Here is an 18,456-nt window from a genome sequence, read left to right as displayed (position 1 = left end):
GCTGTTGCTCCTGACATGATTGATATTATCCTTTTACACTGCCTGCGGTGACGCCTTCAATAATCTTCTCCTGCAGGACCGCATAAATCACTATAACCGGAACCACACTGTAGACAATTCCCGCCGACATCTGTGCGTAATTCATCTGGTACTGATCGCGGAACTGGACCATCCCTACGGGGAGCGTACGCAGCTCGTCATTAGACAGAAAATAGTTGGCCAGCAGGAACTCATTCCAATTTCCCAGGAAATTAACAATGAATACCGTAACCATCGCCGGAACTGTCAAAGGTACAATAATTCTAGCAAATATACCCGGGGCCTTCAAGCCGTCCATGACCGCCGCTTCTTCGATTTCACTGGGCAGCGAACGCATGAAAGCCGCCAGAATAATGATCGTGAACGGGATTGCATTCGCAATGTAAGGAATAATGAGCGCCCAGTGGGTATTGAGAATATGCAGCTTGCGGACAATCGTGTAGATGGGCAGCATCAGCGCATTGTTCGGAATCAGCATCCCGATCAGGACCAGCGAGAAAAGAATGGCATTCCACTTCCCCTGGCGCATCCGCGTGACCGCGAAGGCGAACATGGACGCCAGCAGAATAGACACTACTGAGGCCAGAACCGAGATATATAAGCTATTGAAAAAATAAGTGCTGATCTTGGCATTGACCCACGCTTCTACATAATTGGACCATTCGAAGCTCTTCGGAATGCCGAACGGGTTGAGGGCAATCGCATTATTATCCTTCTTCACCGAAGAGAAAAGGACGAAGAGGAACGGGAACAGCACAATTACCAGATAACCCAGCAGGGCAATGTGCGGCAGACTTTTTTTCAGCGGGCGCGGCATCAGTATTCAATCCTTTCCGTACGGCGGGCAAACACCAGCTGGTAGAGGGCGGTTACAACGAGCGTGAACAAGAAGATCAGAACGGCGATGGTATTGCCGTACCCGTATTTGAAGTTGGTAATCGCATACTTAATCATATAGGTGGCCATTACCTCGGTTGAACCTGCCGGTCCGCCCTTGGTCATTACGATAACGATATCGGCAGCCTTCATCGCTCCGGCAATCGATAGCATAATCACCACCGAGATGATTGGTACGATCAGCGGCAGGGTGATGCGTGTAGCCCGCTGGAACCCCGTAGCGCCATCGATGGCTGCTGCTTCCTCAAGCTCACCGGGAATAGAGAGGATCGCCGCCAGCACCATTACAATGTAGAAGCCGGTCCACTGCCAGGCATTCGTAATCAGAATCGACAGCATCGCGAACCGTTCGTCCGACAGCCAGTAGACCGGCTCAATGCCAACCAGACTTAGTACTTTGTTGAACAATCCAATGTTCGGCTCGTAAATGAAGCCCCAGAGAATGCCGATTACTGCAGTAGACATAATGGATGGCATGAATACCGCTGTCTTATACAGCCCCTTCAGCTTCTTCACATTGGCAATCAGTAAGGAGAAGAACACAATCAGCGGCACCTGTATGCCTACGGAGAAGAGAATGAACCAGCCGTTATTTTTCACAGAGATCCAGAAGCGTTCATCTCCCAGAGCTTTCTTGAAGTTGTCCACTCCGGCATATTTGACCGTCTCGGACACACCGTTCCAGCTGGTGAAGCTATAGTAAATCGAGCTGAAGATCGGATAGATGAAGAACATAATGAATAGCACCAGTGCCGGAATAACGAACAGAATGAACACCAGAGGATTTCTCAGTGCCTTATTCATAGCTACCTCCATATTGCTTTTCTTTTGAAAAATGCACCCTGGAGCAAGCACCAGGGCACATATAGTTCACCGCTTCTTATTCCACGGCCGCATTAGCCTCTTCCTGAATCTTCTGAAGCGCTTCGCCCATCTTCTCAGGAGTCGTCTGCCCGCCGATCAGGCTCTGGATCTGGATGTTACTGATCTCGGTGGTAACATCTGCCTGCACCAGTGAGTCAAAGGCCGGGAAGGACGACTTGGAGCTGTTCAATACTGCGACAATCTCACTCATTAGGTCATCCGTAATATTCTTGTTCAGCACTGCCTGATCAATCTTCATGGCAGGCAGAACTCCGTCCTCTACCAGACCGCGCAGTTGCATCTCTTCATTAAACATATTCTTAATGAAGGATTTCACTGCTGCAAGCTGCCGCTCATCTTCACCCGCCGAAGCGGAGAAGCCATAACCGTTGTTCACATCCCGCATTAGCGCTGTCTGATCCCCCACTCCGCCTTCAACCGCCGGAATATTGAAGAAGCCGACCTTGCCGATTAGACCTTCGCCGGATTGGCCGGCTTTGAACACGGAAGACTTCCAGGTTCCGTCATACATCAGGATCGCTTCCCCGCTGGTGAACTGGGTAGTGTATTCGGCATATTCGAAGCCCAGCTCGCCCTTCTTGAAGTAGCCCTTATCGACCCATTCTTTGTATTTTGCCAAGCCCTTAACTACGTTAGGATCATTCCACTTCGCTTCACCCGTAGCGAACTTCGCAGTCACATCCGGTCCGGCATAACGGGACCAGAGATGATTGGCCAGCATCAGCGGTACCCAGCCTGCTTTGGAAGCACCAGCCATTGGCACTTTACCATCCGCTTTAATATCGGCCAGCTGCTGCTCCAGTTCGGCGAAGGTCGATGGAGCCTTCCAGCCCTTGCTTGTATAGTATTCTTTATTATAGAAGAAGCCTTCACCGGAGCCGCCGATCGGCAGGCCGTAGATTTTACCTTCATAGGTGAACGGGTCCAGATTGGAGAACTTGTCTTTGATGCCTAATTCATCAAGGATCGGGGTCAGGTCCAGCAGTTTGCCTTCTTTGGCATAGATCTTGGAATCCGGGCTGCCGAACAGGTCGAAGATCTCCGGAGGGTTACCGGCCGCCATTTCACCGCGCAGCTTCTCCTTACGGTTCACATCCGAATCTACTCCATCAAGCTTGAAGGTCAGTCCGGGCACATCCGCCTGCACCTTGCCCACCACATCCTCCAGAATAGCCAATCGTTTCTGTTTGTCTGCCCCAACCTGAGTATGACGGATCGTCATCTCAAAGGGCTCCGCACTTGCAGGCTCTTCCGTTGCGGCAGCATTGGTAGCAGCAGCCTCTTCCGTCGCCGCCGGCTCACCTTTATTGTTGGCAGCATTATTCTTGTTACCTCCGCAGCCAGTCAGCAGCGCCGAGGTGACGAACATCAGGGACAACAGCAGTGTTAGACTTTTTCTCATTACGGGTGACCCTCCCTATTTAATGATTTCCCTTACAACTCTAATTATAGAAAATCACATTTGTAATCGTAAGGTTAAGATTTATCTTCAATAGGGATAAAATCCTCTAATGAAAGCGAAATCAGTTAGGTTTCCTGACACACAAAAAAAAGCGAAACTCCTCAGAATAGAAGCTCCGCTTTTGATAATTACTATATTTAATTAGACCAATGCAGACTCTTTACGACCCTCTTCAATCAGCCGGTACGCACGCTGCACTTCTTCATCGGAAGGTGACTCCACCCCTTCAAGCTCATAGGGACGGCCAAGTTCTTTCCATTTGTAGATCCCCATTACGTGATAAGGCAGGATTTCGAACTTCTCCACACCCTTTAAGGTGCCGATGAACCGTCCGAGATTCTGTAAATCCTCTTCATTATTATGAATGCCGGGAACATAGACATGGCGAATCCACATTTTACGGTTATTATCAGATAACCAGCGGGCCAGCTTCAAGGTACGGTCGTTGGATTTGCCGGTTAGCTTGATGTGCGCTTCGTCATCAATATGCTTCAGATCTAAGAGTACCAGGTCGGTAACATCCAGCAGATCGCTGATTTTCGAACCATCATTATAGCCGTTAGTATCAAGCGTGGTATGCAGATTCCAGCGTTTCTTCACCTCGGTGAACAGCTGCTTCACAAAATGCGCCTGGAGAGTTGGTTCACCGCCGGATACGGTCAGACCGCCGCCGGACGTTTTATAATAATTCAGGTAAGGCTCAATTTCCGCCAGCACTTGCTCGACGGTCATTTCCTTGCCTTCATTCAATTCCCATGTATCCGGGTTGTGGCAATACTGACACTTGAGCAGGCAGCCCTGCATAAAAAGCACGAAGCGGATACCCGGGCCATCCACCGTTCCAAAGGTTTCTAAAGAGTGGATATGTCCTTTAAGCATGAGATGTCATCCTTTCAAAAAAACTTAAAATTTTAACCACTTTCAGACAAGAGTGTACCGCCCTCTTGCAAGGGCGGCAGCTCTTTAGTTCATTTCAGTTCTTGCAGAACATGAACGTATCTTACATGGAATCGTGGAATGTACGGTTGATAACATCCATCTGTTGTTCACGGGTCAGCTTGATGAAGTTAACAGCATAGCCGGATACGCGAATGGTCAACTGTGGATAGTTCTCTGGATGATCCATAGCGTCGAGCAGCTGCTCACGGTTAAATACGTTAACGTTCAAGTGCTGAGCGTTATTGTGGAAATATCCGTCCATCATGAAGACCAGGTTGGACTTACGGGAATCTTCGTCTTTACCCAGTGCCTTAGGAACGATGGAGAAGGTATTCGAGATACCATCCTGTGCATCGGAGTAAGGAAGTTTGGCAACAGAGTTCAGGGATGCCAGGGCGCCCTTCTTGTCGCGTCCGTGCATTGGGTTAGCACCAGGAGCGAATGGTTCGCCTTTTTTACGTCCGTCAGGAGTAGTACCGGTCTTTTTACCATATACAACGTTCGAAGTGATAGTCAGTACCGATTGAGTAGGTACAGCGTCACGATATGTTTTGTTTTTGCGGATCATCGACATGAAGGTTTCAACCAGTTCAACTGCGATGCTGTCAACAGCGTCGTCGTTGTTACCGTAGCAAGGGAATTCACCCTCAGTTTCAAAGTCGATTGCGATGCCTTCTTCGTTACGGATTGGCTTAACCTTAGCGTATTTGATCGCGCTCAGGGAGTCAGCAGCAACGGACAGTCCGGCGATACCGCAAGCCATTGTACGCAGAATGTCGCGGTCATGCAGCGCCATTTCGATACGTTCGTAGGAATATTTGTCATGCATATAGTGAATGATGTTCAGCGTGTTGACATAAGTCTTAGCCAGCCATTCCATCATTGGTTTGAAACGTTTCATTACTTCATCATAATCCAGGTATTCAGAGGTGATCGCAGGATATTCAGGGCCTACCTGAACGCCGGATTTCTCATCTTTACCGCCATTGATCGCATACAGCAGAGCCTTAGCCAGGTTGGCACGGGCACCGAAGAACTGCATTTGCTTACCGATACGCATTGGGGATACGCAGCAGGCAATCGCATAATCTTCACCCCAGTATGGACGCATTACATCATCGTTCTCATATTGGATAGCGCTGGTCTCAATGGATACCTTGGCACAATATTTCTTGAAGCCTTCAGGAAGCTTCTCGGACCACAGTACAGTCAGATTTGGTTCTGGAGCCGGTCCCAGATTGTACAGGGTATGCAGGAAGCGGAAGCTGTTCTTAGTTACGCGGGTCGTACCGTCTTCAGCCATACCACCGATGGATTCTGTAACCCAAGTCGGGTCACCGGAGAACAGGTCGTTATAGTCAGGCGTACGCAGGAATTTCACGATACGCAGCTTCATTACGAAATGGTCAACGATTTCTTGAGCTTGCTCTTCAGTCAGAGTACCTTCTTCAACGTCGCGTTGAACGTAGATATCAAGGAAGGAAGATACACGTCCCAGTGACATTGCCGCACCATTCTGTTCTTTAACAGCTGCCAGATAACCGAAGTATACCCATTGTGTAGCTTCTTTGAAGTTGACAGCCGGTTTGGAGATGTCCATACCGTGAGCTGCAGCCATTTGTTTCAGTTCGCCCAGAGCACGCATTTGCTCGGACAGCTCTTCACGCAGACGGATAACATCTTCTGTCATGGAGTCTACTTCAAGCTCAGCCAGTTGCTGCTTCTTATCTTTGATCAGGAAATCAATACCATACAGAGCAATACGGCGGTAGTCGCCGATGATACGTCCGCGGCCATAAGCATCAGGAAGGCCTGTGATTACGCCGGATTTACGCACAGCTCTCATATCTGGTGTATATGCATCAAATACGCCTTGGTTATGCGTTTTGCGGATGTTCGTGAACATGTCAACGATATTCTGCGGAAGCTCGAAGCCGTAAGCCTTAGTAGCATCGATCATCATTTTGATACCGCCGAACGGTTGGATGGAACGTCTGAAAGGCGCATCAGTCTGAACGCCGACAATCTGTTCCTTGTCCTTGTCAATGTAACCAGGAGCATGGGAAGTGATAGTGGAGACAGTATCGAGGGAAACGTCCCATACGCCGCCTCTTTCTCTTTCTTCCTTACTCAGCTGGGAGATAATCTTCCACAGTTCAGTAGTATTGCTGGTAGGACCTACGAGGAAATCTTCATTTCCTTCATAAGGCTTGATGTTCTTGGCAATAAAGTTATTAACGTCAACTTTCTTGGACCATGTACCTTTTGTGAAATTTCTCCAGCCAGACTTAACCTCTTGTACTTCTTTTTCAATCACCGACATGCTAAATCCCTCCATTTATATTTAGTATATTTGTAGAGATCGCGGGCTTGAAGGTTGATCCCGTGTCTCGTGATCCCATGAGCTATGGTTGTTATAAAATTCACAATCGCATCTTCATAACCGGGACCGTTGTTTATATAAACATTTTAGTTTATTTTCTGAAAAAGGACTGTGACAAATATCACTCTTTCGGTGATATTTGTCACTTCCATCCAGTCCCATATTAACCTTTAACCTTATTCTTTGTCAGGCAATCGTTACTTAGTTATCGAATTTTCCGTAGAATGCGTTGCGGTATACATCAGCAAGCTCGGATACCAGCGGCATTTTAGGGTTGGCAGTTGTACATTGGTCTTCAAATGCACGGTCAGCCAGATAGTCTACACGGGATTCGAAGTCCTTAGGATCGAAGCCAAGCGCCGAGAAGGATTCTTCGATACCGAGTTTTTTGTTCATATCGCGGATTGCATTGATCAGGCTTGTTACGCCTTCTTCGGTAGTGCGTGCAGGCAATCCCAGAATACGGGCAATCTCAGCATAGCGTTCGTCAGCTACAAAGTGAGAATATTTAGGGAACGAAGCGAACTTCGTAGGCTTCTTGGCATTGTAACGGATAACATGCGGCATCAGGATTGCATTGGTGCGGCCATGTGCGGTGTGATACTGTCCGCCCCATTTGTGCGCCAAGCTGTGGTTAATCCCCAGGAATGCATTGGCAAAAGCCATACCGGCAAGTGTCGATGCGTTGTGCATTTTCTCACGGGCCAGCTTGTCGCCTTGCAGTGCGGATTTCTCCAGCCACTGGAATACCAGTTGAATGGCTTTGATTGCCAGACCATCGGAATAGTCACTGGCCATTACTGATACATAAGCTTCAATAGCATGTGTCAATACGTCCATACCTGTATCGGCAACAGCGGTTTTAGGCAAGCTGTATACAAACTCAGGATCGATAATAGCTACGTCTGGAGTCAGCTCATAGTCAGCCAGCGGATACTTAGTATTATTCCCCGTTGTTTTATCTGTGATAACTGCGAACGAGGTTACTTCGGAACCTGTACCGGAAGTTGTAGGAATCGCAACGAATTTCGCTTTGTTGCCAAGCTTAGGGAATTTGTATACCCGTTTGCGGATATCCATGAACTTCTGCTTCAGACCATTGAAGTCTGCATCCGGATGTTCGTAGAACAGCCACATGCCCTTGGCAGCATCCATTGGGGAACCGCCCCCGAGTGCGATGATGCAGTCCGGCTGGAATCTGTTCATCATAGCTGTACCTTTTTCCACTGTAGTAGTCGACGGATCAGGTTCAACTTCCGAGAACACTTCGATTGCTACAGGAGTCTGGCGTTGACGCAGATAGTGCTCAACTCTTTCTACATATCCCAGCTTCACCATCACAGGGTCAGTGATAATAGCTACGCGTGTAATATCAGGCATTTTGGCCAGGTACTGAGTGGACCCCTTCTCGAAGTAAATCTTGTCAGGTACTTTAAACCATTGCATATTCACGGTACGACGGTTCACCCTTTTCACGTTGATCAGATTGATGGCAGTCACGTTCTGCGATACCGAGTTGCGTCCGTAAGATCCGCAGCCAAGTGTCAATGAAGGGATATTGGTGTTGTAAATATCGCCGATTGCGCCATGTGTAGATGGCGAGTTGACGAGAATACGTCCGGTCTGCAGACGGTTGGAGAACTTCATGATGACTTCTTCATTATTGGAATGGATAGCTGAGCTGTGGCCCATGCCGCCAAATTCAACGATTTGAGCTGCGCGTTCGATACCCTGGTCAGCATTCTTCACTTTGTAGCAAGCCAGAACCGGGCTCAGCTTCTCAGCAGACAATGGATATTTAGTACCTACGCCTTCAAGCTCAGCTACCAGGATCTTCGTTCCGGCCGGAACCTGAATGCCGCACATTTCAGCGATCTTCACAGCCGATTGGCCAACGATAGCCGGGTTAACCGCACATTTCTCTACGTTCATTGCGCCGCTGGTCAGCTTGGCAGCTTCTTCTTTGTTAACGAAGTAACAGCCGTTCGCAATCATTTTCTTCTTCACTTGATCGAAGATGGCTTCTTCAATGATGACTGCCTGCTCGGAAGCACAGATCATACCATTATCAAAAGTCTTCGACAGGATAAGGTCTGTTACAGCCTGATCAATGTCAGCACTCTTCTCAATGAAGGCAGGCACGTTACCAGGACCTACGCCGAGTGCCGGCTTGCCGCAGCTGTAAGCTGCCTTGACCATTGCCGATCCGCCGGTTGCCAGAATCAGTGCAACGTCCGGATTGTTCATCAATGCGTTTGTTTTGTCCATCGTAGGAAGCTCAATCCATTGGATGAAGTTCTCAGGTGCGCCGGCTGCTACGCCTGCATCATGCAGAATTTTGGCTGCTGCCGCACTGCACTCTTGCGCTGACGGGTGGAAACCGAATATAATAGGGTTACGTGTCTTAGCGGAAATCAAAGCTTTAAACATCGTGGTGGATGTTGGGTTGGTTACCGGTGTGATACCCATAATGATTCCGACTGGTTCAGCAATCTTCTGGAAGCTGTCATAAGCGTTATCCTCAATAACGCCTACAGTCTTGTCGTACTTAATTCCGTGCCAGATATATTCAGTGGAGAAGATGTTCTTCGTGATTTTGTCTTCGTATACTCCGCGTCCTGTTTCTTCAACTGCCAGTTTTGCCAGGTACATATGCTTGTCGAGTCCGGCCAGCGCCATTGCATGAACGATTGTGTTTGTCTGCTCTTGGTCCAGGCCCATGAACGCTTCGTGGGCTTTCTTTGCTTTATCCACCAAAACCTGAATATACTCTTCAGCGGTGGTTTGTTTCACTTGGGCGGCGACTTCGTTTTTAACTGCCATCTCCCTCGTCCTCCTGTCAATTTTTAGGTTGTTTCTTTCTATACATTTATCTTAGCACATCCTTTTCACCTTGTATAGTGAAATCTTTCACAAAGTTTAAAGTTTTTTTTGAGTTGTTTTCAAAGCGCTTTCATTCGATCATTTACCGGTATCTTTTCCATATTATATGTATTATTTAATTAATATTTGTCTAATCTGCGAACGCAATACGGCCAGTTGTAGCGTTGATGACCCATCTCAACCTTATGAAGCCGGGTGGGTTTCAGTAATTCTGCTCATGAATGCCAAGCCGTCACTTCGGCTCATCCGGCACTCTTCTATAGAATAACTCTGACAGGGTGAATATAAATATAAATCTCTTTATGTCCATTTGTATGGATTTTTTCTGCTAAATAAAAACCAGCCCACACAAACTTCCCGCGTTAGACTGGTTTTATAGTGTTTCATCCTGAGCATATTGCGCCGGACGGCTTATATTAGCTGTAAATCCCTCTAAAAACCGGAATTTCTTTCTCCATAATAAAATCATCCATGACGAATCCATTGCCGATATCCGCCATTTGCTCCCGTAGGATACGGAAGCCTTTTTTCTTATATACCACAATACTGGATTCGTTGTCACGATTGACTGTCAGCCAGATATGAGTCAGATTACGGTCCTCACACAGCTTCTCCAGGAAGGCCAACGCTTGACTGGCATAGCTGCGCCCCCTGTACTCCTTGCCGATATAGAACTTACTCAAAAAGAGCTTGCCATCTTCTTCTCTGGCCGACATATATCCGGCAATAGAGCCATCGCCATTATGGATCAAGTAATATTCGTAGCCCTGATGATGGATTTGATCCGTTATCGCGGGAGCCGATTGGAACTTTTCAATCATGTAATCAATCTGCTCGATGGTAATAATGGAGACATAATATTCTTGCCATATTTCTGCAGCCAATCGGGCAACCTCAGCGGTTTCTTCCGCTGTAGTCACTTGTAGAAATCTAAGCTCCATAATATGTACCCGCTTTTCCTGGGGCTCGGGTATACCCTTGCAATTGCAGCCATGAGCCACAGGCATCCGTCCAAGTCTTAGTGTGCGGCTCTTCAGGGGCTAGGCCCAGACCGTGTACGCCGTGTGCATAGATATGCAGATCGAATGGAACCTTATGACGGCTAAGCCCTGCAGCAAACAACAGGCTGTTCTCTACCGGGACATAATCATCATCCGAGGTATGCCAGAGGAACGTTGGCGGCGTGTCCGGGGTTACCTGGAACTCGCTGCTGAGCTTAAGCGACAACTCTGCACCGGGAACAGCTCCCAGCAGATTCTCCTTCGAGCCCTGATGTGTAACCCCTTCGGTCATCGAGATGACCGGGTAGCATAGAATCAGGCGGTCAGGACGGCTGGATAGCCGCTCCAATGGCTCCGGGTGATCAGGATTGCCCAGATCATAAGATACCCCGGCGGTAGAAGCGAGATGTCCACCTGCCGAGAAGCCCATAATGCCGAGACGGTCCGGGTCAATGCCGAATTCGTCCGCGCGGAAGCGGATCGTACGCAGCGCCCGTTGCGCATCCTGGAGCGCACTCGGGTATTGATAAGGCGCTACACGGTAGCGCAGTACGAAGGCGGAGATGCCCAGCGTATTCAGCCACTCCGCAACAGGACCGCCTTCATGGTCGGCTCGCATGGCGTACCCGCCTCCCGGACAGACCAGCACAGCAGCATTCCCCTTGCCTTCCACTAAATAAGGTGTAATCGCAGGCTGATCCTCTTCGCTGGTTCCCAGCGCTCCTGGCACCCCTTTAGGCCATAGCAACAACGTTTCCATTATCATCCCTCAAGCTTTCCTTCTATAAATAGAATAGATAATAGAGGAAAAAGTTCCTCAAGGGCCATTCTATCAAGCTCTTACAATTCATGCAATCCGGATATCACCAGATCCGCTGCAAGGCTGATGGATTGAACTTCAGGCATTTGTACGGACATCATTACCCTGCGGGAAACCAAAAAAGCAGCTCCCTCTCGAGAATTATCCAGAACAGAGGGGGAGCTGCTATAATATCCTATAACACAGGAACAGGAACTCTTTTCAGGGCAAAAACGTAAGCAATCTCACACAAATGAAGTGAAAATTATCACAATGTTAAAAATTCGACACTTTTAAGGGAAAATTTTTACCCATAAAGAGGAATTTCAAGGTATAATTAATTTAAAATTTACTGAAAAACTGAGGGAATAAAGGGGATGTCGATTATGATAAAGGAACATTATAATGTTATCGAAGCCCGCGGCAATACAAACTGTTTCTCCGAGCAGAACTTTAACCGCCTGCTGGTCACCATGAAGGAACGCGTAGTCCCTGAAGGATCACACCTGTTCTGGGAAGGCGATTTTTCGGATAAACTGTTTTATATCAAGCGTGGACGTGTGAAATTAACCAAATCTACAGACGAAGGCAAAGAACTGATTCTGTATATGTATCAGGCCGGCGACATGGTCGGTCAGGCTGACCCGTTCTTCAGCACGAAGCACAGCTTCACAGCCGAAGTCATTGAAGAGAGTGAAGTTGGCGTGATCGAGCAGAAGGATCTGGAGATTCTGATCTGCCAGCACTGTGACTTCGCCATCGACTTCATGAAGTGGATGGGGATTCATCACCGTCTCACCCAGACGAAATTCCGCGATCTGATGATGTACGGCAAACCGGGCGCACTCTGCTCCACACTGATCCGTCTTGGCAACACCTATGGTGAGAAGACGGGCGACAGCATTCTCATCAACAAAAAAATCACGCATACAGATCTGTCCAACATGATCGGCGCTACCCGCGAGAGCGTTAACCGGATGCTAAGTGATCTGCGTAAAAAAGATGCGGTAGAGTATGAGAACGGCATGATTGTCATCAAGGATCTGGCGATGCTGCAGGAAATCTGCCACTGCGAATTATGTCCCAATGAAATTTGCCGAATTTAATTTCCTATCAATAATACCCTCTATTCACCTCATTGAAACATATCTGACCCAATAAATTTAATAGAGTGGTCAAGGCGCCTGTCCGGCGTCTTTTTTTCATTCCAGGATGAACTGATCTACATTGATAGGATTCCTTCAGACGGATATTTCATTTAGGAATACAAAACATAAAAAACCTCTTTTGAATTATCTGTCCTGATAAAACAGATAATTCAAAAGAGGAATTCTGCGGATTACGAAACGTTTATCATATTGCTCGCTTGATTTCCCTGTTGATTAGACTTACCCATATGTATATACTGCATTAAACCTCCTAGCAGGAGTAAAGCGCTTAGAAGGAGGAACATAACTCCCCCACCAAATTTAGCTAAAACAAAACCGCAAATAGTGGGACCAATCAAACGGGGAATCTGCATATACATTCCGAATATGGAGAAATATCGTCCGCGTTTATCTAAAGGAGCCATTAAAGATACATATTTCTGCAAGTGATTAATTCCAATCATTTCAGATAAGGAGAAGATGATTTCAACAATAATGAGTGTAAGAAAGCTTGGTGAATAACCATATCCAAAGCTGACCAGTGCAAACAAAATATAGCTTATAGTTATCATATTTTTAGAGGACTTATTCTCTGATTTCTTAGCAATCCAGATATTGGAGCTCATTACCAGAACAGCATTTACGGTGAACAGCACTGCTAGAATTGACGTATGATTTACAAAGTTATCTTTAAGGTGAAGAGGAAGCGTCGTTTCAACCTGCGAATAAAGTAAACCGACGGGAACGGCGAAAAGTGTAAAAAGATAAAGTTTTTTATTGTCTATCCAAGACAATCTTGGAACCTTTTGTTTAATATTTATTACTTCCCTTTGCGGTAAAGTCTCGGGGATTTTCCACCATACAATTAAAGTATATAGACCAAATGCAGCAGATGCAATTGCAAATACAACAGCCTGATTCCAAGCAAATACCGCCAATCCAAGTAAAGGTCCAATGGCTGGACCTACGTTAAATGCAGTATGCAGCAAGGCAAATACCTCGGCCCTTTTATCCGGCGGTACAATATCGGCAATTTGTGCATTTGCTGCAGGAACAAAGAGTGGCACACCAAATCCGTTCAAAAAGCTGAGAATTGCAAATGCCCAAACTGAATCCGCAAATATAAATCCGGTCATCGTCATAGCCTGAACCAGTAATGAAGCTACCATCACTGGCTTACGCCCAAAACGATCTGAAATTCCTCCGCCTATTAAACTTACTGCAATACTGGCTAGCGGCTGGAGACCTACAATCAATAACGGTACTATAACTGTTCCTTCCAAACGGTCATATAGATATAAGATGAGAAACGGACGAAGCATAAAATTTGTAATTGATGTAATAGCCGAGCCGAAAAAACGTATCCATATTGCTACCTCATAGTATGAGAGTATTTTGAAGATTCTTCTCATCATATCCTCCGCTCTTGTTTAATAAGCTCTATAAACCTCTTCATAACCTTGGTGTCTTCTACCGATAACCTGACATAGGATCTCAGTTCAGAATCAGCATATGGAATTAATTGATTAACATAATAACCTTCTTTTTTCCAGTTTGCTGTCCACAAATCTATCTGTGGATGTGAACAACATAAAAAGTTGGTCTGTGAAGGTAATACGAAAAATCCTGCTTGTTCAAGAGCTGTTTGAAGGATCTCCCGCAATTGTATAGTCTGCTGCCTGCCTTCCATATAACGATTCTTATCTTGGAGACAAACTACCGCCCTTTCAATAGCCGGAATATTCACATTCCATAATTGCAGATAAGGGCGTAAAGTTCTGAATAATTCAGGATGAAGCAGGGCATATCCAATCCGTAAACCTGCAAGAGCATAAAATTTAGAAAATGTCCGTACGATAATACAATTCGAATATAGTAACTCATCTATTGTAAAACAATCATCTCCTATTTCACGTACATCTATATATTCAATATAGGCCTCATCCAATAGAATCGTAGTTGAGTCCGGCAGACTGGAGAGAAGCCTTAGTATATCTTTCCTAGTCACATATCTGCCCGTGGGATTATTGGGATTACACAAAATTAATAGCGAATTCTCCGGCACCACTTCAGCGATTTGATCTACATCCCATTCTCCTAGGCCAACTGGGATTCTGATTACATCGGCGTTGTAAACCCTCTCTAACTCTTGGTATAATATATAAGATGGCCATGGAAACAATATTTTCTTGTGATTCAAATGAGCCCATAGAAAAATAGTTGAGATAATTTCCGTCGACCCGTTACCGATCAGGACCTCCGTATCGCGTAGACCAAACTGCAAACGAAGCAAGCTTCGTAGCTGTTCATACCCCGGATCAGGATAACGGCAATAACTCTGATCAACTAACGGGTTCTCATTAAGATGCATCCGGATCATAAAAAGCCGCCGTAGGATTCGAGATCCAACTGGCCGTTTCCTGTAAGCAAGGCGACTATGTTTTTATTCTCATACTGACTGCAAATTTTCTTAATGCCATATATGGTATAGGAGCTTTCTGGAGAAGCAATAATCCCTTCAATTCTTGCAAACTCCACTGCGGAGGCCATGGCCTCCGCCTCATCAAAGGCCTGAGCTTCAATGATGCCTTGATTGACAAAGTGGGATACGATCGGCGCAGCAGCATGATACCGTAAACCAGAAGCATGCATCGAGGGCGGATTAAAATCGTAACCTAGGGAATACATAAGCAACTTACTGCCTCCGCCTTCTCCATCTGCATAATCATAGTCGTATACCCCCCTGGTGAGCGTTGGTATGGCTGAGGATTCCGTACATATTACCCGTTCCAACCGATCTCCATAATAATCGACAATAGGCAGAGCAAATCCTCCGAATGAACTGCCACCGCCCACACAACCGATCACAATATCCGGTTCAATATGGTTAGTGGAGAGTTGTTCAATCACTTCCAAACCAATAACAGTGTTATATGTAAGCACAAAATCAAATAATGAGCCTGCAATGTTCATACTACCTTTTGAAAGTGCTATTTCCTCCAATACCTCAGATGTTGCAAAAGCAATCGATCCATTATTTTCTCCTTTTGCTATAAATGCTCTTCCTGCTCCAGTTAAACTACTTGGAGAAGCGACTACTTCAGCACCATATGTTTCCATCATCAGCCTTCTCAACTTCTTTAATTCATAAGAACTGCGAACCATATAGACTTTGCAATTCAAACCAGTTAACTTTGCAGCAAGTGCTGCTGCTACACCTGTCTGACCCGCACCTGTTTCGGTAATTACAGACACTTTCCCCTCCGTTGAACCATAATAAGCCTGTGGTAGAGCTGAGGTGATTTTGAAACTTCCATTACTCAGTGTATCTTCACGTTTGATATAGATTCTGTTGGTTGTCTCAAAAGCTTGTTCCAAGCGATATGCTCGATGCAATGGCGTTTGGCGGCCAACCATTTAATAGCTTTGAAGAATCGGCTGTGGAATGTCGATCCATCGCTCTTTAGATACACCATGCTCAACAACCTGGGCTGGGTGATATTTCAGGTATTCTTCCATCTCTTCATATTTATAGATCTGATGCAGCTGCTCCTCTGTAAGCATACTACGTACATTAAGCCATTGATTAACCATTAGCCATGAGCTCCTTTTAAAGAAGTAGCACAAGCGCACTTGTGTTGTTCGGGTTCCGTTATTTCCAGCACAGCTTCCAAAACTGTCATCATTCTCTCTATGGAGGTTGCAAAGCTTGTAACAACCTCTTCATGGGTAGACGGCAGTTCAGGATGTACCTGGCTGTTCAGTACACAAGCCATATCTGTAACGACTCCGAGGGACATATAGCACATTCCGCGTTCCCGAGCTAATACCACTGTATGTCTGAGGAGGGTTTCCCATATGATGTTGTTGCCTTAAAAGACATATTCTGCTCTAGCAGTTGATAAAGTCCGCTACCACCTATAATTCCCACTGCCTGATCCGTCATAGTTGCACCCTCTGACATTCATCTATTAAAATAAGCGGAAGTAAGTCTACTCCGAACTGCTCATGCAAAATAAATTCCGCTTGTTCTTGACGATCAACAATAGATGAATACCCTACTATCGTAACCGCTAATTCACGCAAAATTTTGCAACATCTTACAGCCGCTGAACCTCTTCCTGTCACATCGTCAATCAGCAACACACGGCTGCCTGAAGGCAAATCGCCCTCAATCAGGCTGGATTTTCCGTAAGATTTAAGCTTCTTGCGGATCATGAAGCCATGCAATTGTTGTCCTCTTAAAACACTTAAAGTCATAATTGCACCGATAAGAGGCAAGGCAGAAGTTGCTTCGCCTCCAATATGCGTGGCTCTCCGTTCATACGCAATACTAAGCATCTTCTCGGCTGCAAGAGTTAAAACCTCTGGATGGTATAGTAAATGCGCAGAATCCACGTAGACGTCACATCTACCTCCGGAACGACGGGATATGGGTTCATAAACGATAGATTGAGAAACGAGTTTTTTAAGACGCTCCATGATCGACCGCCTCTAAGTTATCCACAATAGCTCCGATTTCGGCAAATGCAGCGTCAATTCCTAAGTTCGCTGATGAAATGATATGCATTCCAAAATGTTCACCCACAGTCCGGTAGCTGGTCAGACTCTTCAACAGATGTTCCCGTTCGACAAAGGAGTCTTCAAAGCTTTTGCGTTGTTGTATTCTTTCAACACTCGTTTCCAGATCGACATCCATAAGAAATGCCACATGCGGCTGGCGAATAGATGGAAGTAGCTCAATAAGCCACGGCTCCGGGGAATGTCCGCGAGCAATCATTGTTGCTAGCATTGTATAAATATAACGATCACTGATTACGTAAATCCCCTCTTGCAAGGCAGGCTCAATAATTTCTCTATAGTGCTGCTTTCGATCTGCGAACATATACATCTGCAAGGCGTTATAATCTACAAGATGACGTTTTTCAGGTTCATAAATATACGTTCTGAAAATATGGAGCTGGCGCATTTCCGGCGTTGGCTGCATAGTCAATAGCACCTGCTTGCCTTCTTTGCGGAGCTTTTCTGCAAGCATTTCGATCATTGTGGTCTTTCCTGCACCGTCAACACCATCAAATACGAATAGTCTGCCCTGATATTCATCGTTGGAAATCGGATTAAGCGCGGGAAACATAGATTGACCTCCTCTAACGTTAATTAGTATTTATTGCTGTATAGGTCTCTGCAATCTGGATGTATCCATTAAAACCTCCTGTAAAGCAGCATTAGCTGCTCCAAAGGTACAAAATTTCTGCTGAAGCGTGATCCTCCTGATGTTTCCCTGTGCCGTCAGTTGCGTAATGGAAATTCCATTTTCAGTGGTAACTCGACCACCTGCTTCCTCAAGAATCAGGGAGGAGGCCAAAACATCAACCAGTTTTGCCGTAAAACTAATATCCACAAAAACAGAAGCGGCGCCAATTGCCACACAACAGAGATCCAGTGCCGCACATCCCATAGCCCTGTAACTCTTCAGTTGAAGAATTACTCTTTTCATAGCTTGCAGTTCACGTTCAGTCTTGGCCAATCCAACAAAAATGCCGTCGCATTGATTAAGATGCTGATGTTTCATTGTATGAATAGGCTGTCCGTTTCGAAAGGCACCTACTCCTTTAATAGCAGTATATTCATGGCCATTAGCCAGATTAATGACATATGATCCACGTACATGACCGTTCTCATCTAAGATAGCTATTGAACAAGCATAATAGGACAACCCCATAGTAAAATTCTTGGTTCCGTCAAGCGGATCAAGGATGACAGTAAACCGGCCCCGGTTGAAATCGAGATATCCGCTTTCTTCACTAATGATATTGCGGATAGATGGAATACCTTTAAAGAAGTTTACACAAAGCTCTTCAAGTATGAGATCAATCATCAGACTTCTTTCACCGTACGCGTTAACTTCTTGAACATTAAATAATGATCTTTGATTCAGGCATGCCACTTGTTTAAGAGCATAGCCCAATTTGGTGCACTCCCTGATAATATCTTCGACTTGTTCCATGCTGTCTGTCATG

General features: G+C 46.0%; 16 protein-coding genes. 1 reads left to right on the top strand and 15 read right to left on the bottom strand.

The features are described from left to right. Positions 1–25: 25 nt before the first annotated feature. The 8 genes from NSU18_RS30500 to NSU18_RS30465 all read right to left on the bottom strand — a co-directional run bounded on the left by NSU18_RS30500 (position 26) and on the right by NSU18_RS30465 (position 11,249). Positions 26–856 (bottom strand): carbohydrate ABC transporter permease, encoded by an 831-nt coding sequence (locus tag NSU18_RS30500; protein WP_341150847.1) that lies wholly within the window; start codon positions 854–856, stop codon positions 26–28. Continuing rightward, entirely contained in the window at positions 856–1,740 is an 885-nt protein-coding gene (locus NSU18_RS30495) for a carbohydrate ABC transporter permease (protein ID WP_341018083.1), read from the bottom strand. The genes NSU18_RS30500 and NSU18_RS30495 overlap by 1 nt, the downstream gene beginning before the upstream one ends. Before the next feature lie 76 nt (positions 1,741–1,816). Beyond that, positions 1,817–3,223 (bottom strand): extracellular solute-binding protein, encoded by a 1,407-nt coding sequence (locus NSU18_RS30490; RefSeq protein ID WP_341150846.1) that lies wholly within the window; start codon positions 3,221–3,223, stop codon positions 1,817–1,819. Between the two features lie 201 nt (positions 3,224–3,424). Continuing rightward, positions 3,425–4,162 carry a pyruvate formate-lyase-activating protein gene (gene pflA, locus NSU18_RS30485; RefSeq protein ID WP_341018080.1) on the bottom strand — a complete coding sequence of 246 codons (738 nt, stop codon included), beginning with the start codon at positions 4,160–4,162 and terminating at the stop codon, positions 3,425–3,427. Positions 4,163–4,283: 121 nt separating this feature from the next. Then, positions 4,284–6,545, bottom strand: coding sequence for a formate C-acetyltransferase (gene pflB / locus NSU18_RS30480; protein WP_341018079.1), 2,262 nt, complete (start codon positions 6,543–6,545; stop codon positions 4,284–4,286). A gap of 261 nt (positions 6,546–6,806) precedes the next feature. Then, positions 6,807–9,428, bottom strand: coding sequence for a bifunctional acetaldehyde-CoA/alcohol dehydrogenase (gene adhE, locus NSU18_RS30475; protein ID WP_341018078.1), 2,622 nt, complete (start codon positions 9,426–9,428; stop codon positions 6,807–6,809). A 476-nt stretch (positions 9,429–9,904) separates the two neighbouring features. Next, entirely contained in the window at positions 9,905–10,429 is a 525-nt protein-coding gene (locus NSU18_RS30470) for a GNAT family N-acetyltransferase (RefSeq protein WP_341018077.1), read from the bottom strand. Beyond that, positions 10,419–11,249: an alpha/beta hydrolase gene (locus tag NSU18_RS30465; protein WP_341018076.1), complete on the bottom strand. Its 831-nt coding sequence runs from the start codon at positions 11,247–11,249 to the stop codon at positions 10,419–10,421. Before NSU18_RS30465 ends, NSU18_RS30470 begins: the two co-directional genes overlap by 11 nt. Before the next feature lie 425 nt (positions 11,250–11,674). Here NSU18_RS30465 and NSU18_RS30460 point away from each other — a divergent pair, with 425 nt between their 5' ends. After that, positions 11,675–12,394, top strand: a complete 720-nt coding sequence (locus NSU18_RS30460; RefSeq protein ID WP_405115098.1) for a Crp/Fnr family transcriptional regulator — start codon at positions 11,675–11,677, stop codon at positions 12,392–12,394. 233 nt (positions 12,395–12,627) lie between these two features. Here NSU18_RS30460 and NSU18_RS30455 read toward each other — a convergent pair whose 3' ends face one another. From NSU18_RS30455 to NSU18_RS30425, 7 genes are all read right to left on the bottom strand, one after another. Beyond that, positions 12,628–13,851, bottom strand: a complete 1,224-nt coding sequence (locus NSU18_RS30455) for an MDR family MFS transporter (protein WP_341018075.1) — start codon at positions 13,849–13,851, stop codon at positions 12,628–12,630. Beyond that, positions 13,848–14,816: a pyridoxal phosphate-dependent aminotransferase gene (locus tag NSU18_RS30450; RefSeq protein WP_341018074.1), complete on the bottom strand. Its 969-nt coding sequence runs from the start codon at positions 14,814–14,816 to the stop codon at positions 13,848–13,850. Before NSU18_RS30450 ends, NSU18_RS30455 begins: the two co-directional genes overlap by 4 nt. Then, entirely contained in the window at positions 14,813–15,853 is a 1,041-nt protein-coding gene (locus tag NSU18_RS30445) for a TrpB-like pyridoxal phosphate-dependent enzyme (RefSeq protein WP_341018072.1), read from the bottom strand. Before NSU18_RS30445 ends, NSU18_RS30450 begins: the two co-directional genes overlap by 4 nt. Beyond that, positions 15,854–16,030: a hypothetical protein gene (locus tag NSU18_RS30440; RefSeq protein WP_341018071.1), complete on the bottom strand. Its 177-nt coding sequence runs from the start codon at positions 16,028–16,030 to the stop codon at positions 15,854–15,856. 348 nt (positions 16,031–16,378) lie between these two features. Continuing rightward, positions 16,379–16,918, bottom strand: a complete 540-nt coding sequence (locus NSU18_RS30435) for an orotate phosphoribosyltransferase (protein WP_341018069.1) — start codon at positions 16,916–16,918, stop codon at positions 16,379–16,381. Next, positions 16,905–17,570: a dTMP kinase gene (tmk, locus tag NSU18_RS30430; RefSeq protein WP_341150845.1), complete on the bottom strand. Its 666-nt coding sequence runs from the start codon at positions 17,568–17,570 to the stop codon at positions 16,905–16,907. The genes NSU18_RS30435 and tmk overlap by 14 nt, the downstream gene beginning before the upstream one ends. 30 nt (positions 17,571–17,600) lie before the next feature. After that, positions 17,601–18,455 carry an inositol monophosphatase family protein gene (locus tag NSU18_RS30425; RefSeq protein ID WP_341150844.1) on the bottom strand — a complete coding sequence of 285 codons (855 nt, stop codon included), beginning with the start codon at positions 18,453–18,455 and terminating at the stop codon, positions 17,601–17,603. Between the last annotated feature and the right edge of the window lies 1 nt (position 18,456).

The sequence above is a fragment of the Paenibacillus sp. FSL H8-0048 genome, from assembly GCF_038002825.1.
GTDB lineage: Bacteria > Bacillota > Bacilli > Paenibacillales > Paenibacillaceae > Paenibacillus_AQ.
Note: the sequence above shows the minus strand (reverse complement) of the source record. Positions and strands in the feature narration are given on the sequence as shown.

What these genes read in the sequence shown, in the direction of transcription:
- NSU18_RS30500 (WP_341150847.1), bottom strand. Translation starts at nt 856, where the DNA reads ATGCCGCGCCCGCTGAAAAAAAGTCTGCCGCACATTGCCCTGCTGGGT.
- NSU18_RS30495 (WP_341018083.1), bottom strand. Translation starts at nt 1,740, where the DNA reads ATGAATAAGGCACTGAGAAATCCTCTGGTGTTCATTCTGTTCGTTATT.
- NSU18_RS30490 (WP_341150846.1), bottom strand. Translation starts at nt 3,223, where the DNA reads ATGAGAAAAAGTCTAACACTGCTGTTGTCCCTGATGTTCGTCACCTCG.
- pflA (WP_341018080.1), bottom strand. Translation starts at nt 4,162, where the DNA reads ATGCTTAAAGGACATATCCACTCTTTAGAAACCTTTGGAACGGTGGAT.
- pflB (WP_341018079.1), bottom strand. Translation starts at nt 6,545, where the DNA reads ATGTCGGTGATTGAAAAAGAAGTACAAGAGGTTAAGTCTGGCTGGAGA.
- adhE (WP_341018078.1), bottom strand. Translation starts at nt 9,428, where the DNA reads ATGGCAGTTAAAAACGAAGTCGCCGCCCAAGTGAAACAAACCACCGCT.
- NSU18_RS30470 (WP_341018077.1), bottom strand. Translation starts at nt 10,429, where the DNA reads ATGGAGCTTAGATTTCTACAAGTGACTACAGCGGAAGAAACCGCTGAG.
- NSU18_RS30465 (WP_341018076.1), bottom strand. Translation starts at nt 11,249, where the DNA reads ATGGAAACGTTGTTGCTATGGCCTAAAGGGGTGCCAGGAGCGCTGGGA.
- NSU18_RS30460 (WP_405115098.1), top strand. Translation starts at nt 11,675, where the DNA reads ATGATAAAGGAACATTATAATGTTATCGAAGCCCGCGGCAATACAAAC.
- NSU18_RS30455 (WP_341018075.1), bottom strand. Translation starts at nt 13,851, where the DNA reads ATGATGAGAAGAATCTTCAAAATACTCTCATACTATGAGGTAGCAATA.
- NSU18_RS30450 (WP_341018074.1), bottom strand. Translation starts at nt 14,816, where the DNA reads ATGATCCGGATGCATCTTAATGAGAACCCGTTAGTTGATCAGAGTTAT.
- NSU18_RS30445 (WP_341018072.1), bottom strand. Translation starts at nt 15,853, where the DNA reads ATGGTTGGCCGCCAAACGCCATTGCATCGAGCATATCGCTTGGAACAA.
- NSU18_RS30440 (WP_341018071.1), bottom strand. Translation starts at nt 16,030, where the DNA reads ATGGTTAATCAATGGCTTAATGTACGTAGTATGCTTACAGAGGAGCAG.
- NSU18_RS30435 (WP_341018069.1), bottom strand. Translation starts at nt 16,918, where the DNA reads ATGGAGCGTCTTAAAAAACTCGTTTCTCAATCTATCGTTTATGAACCC.
- tmk (WP_341150845.1), bottom strand. Translation starts at nt 17,570, where the DNA reads ATGTTTCCCGCGCTTAATCCGATTTCCAACGATGAATATCAGGGCAGA.
- NSU18_RS30425 (WP_341150844.1), bottom strand. Translation starts at nt 18,455, where the DNA reads ATGACAGACAGCATGGAACAAGTCGAAGATATTATCAGGGAGTGCACC.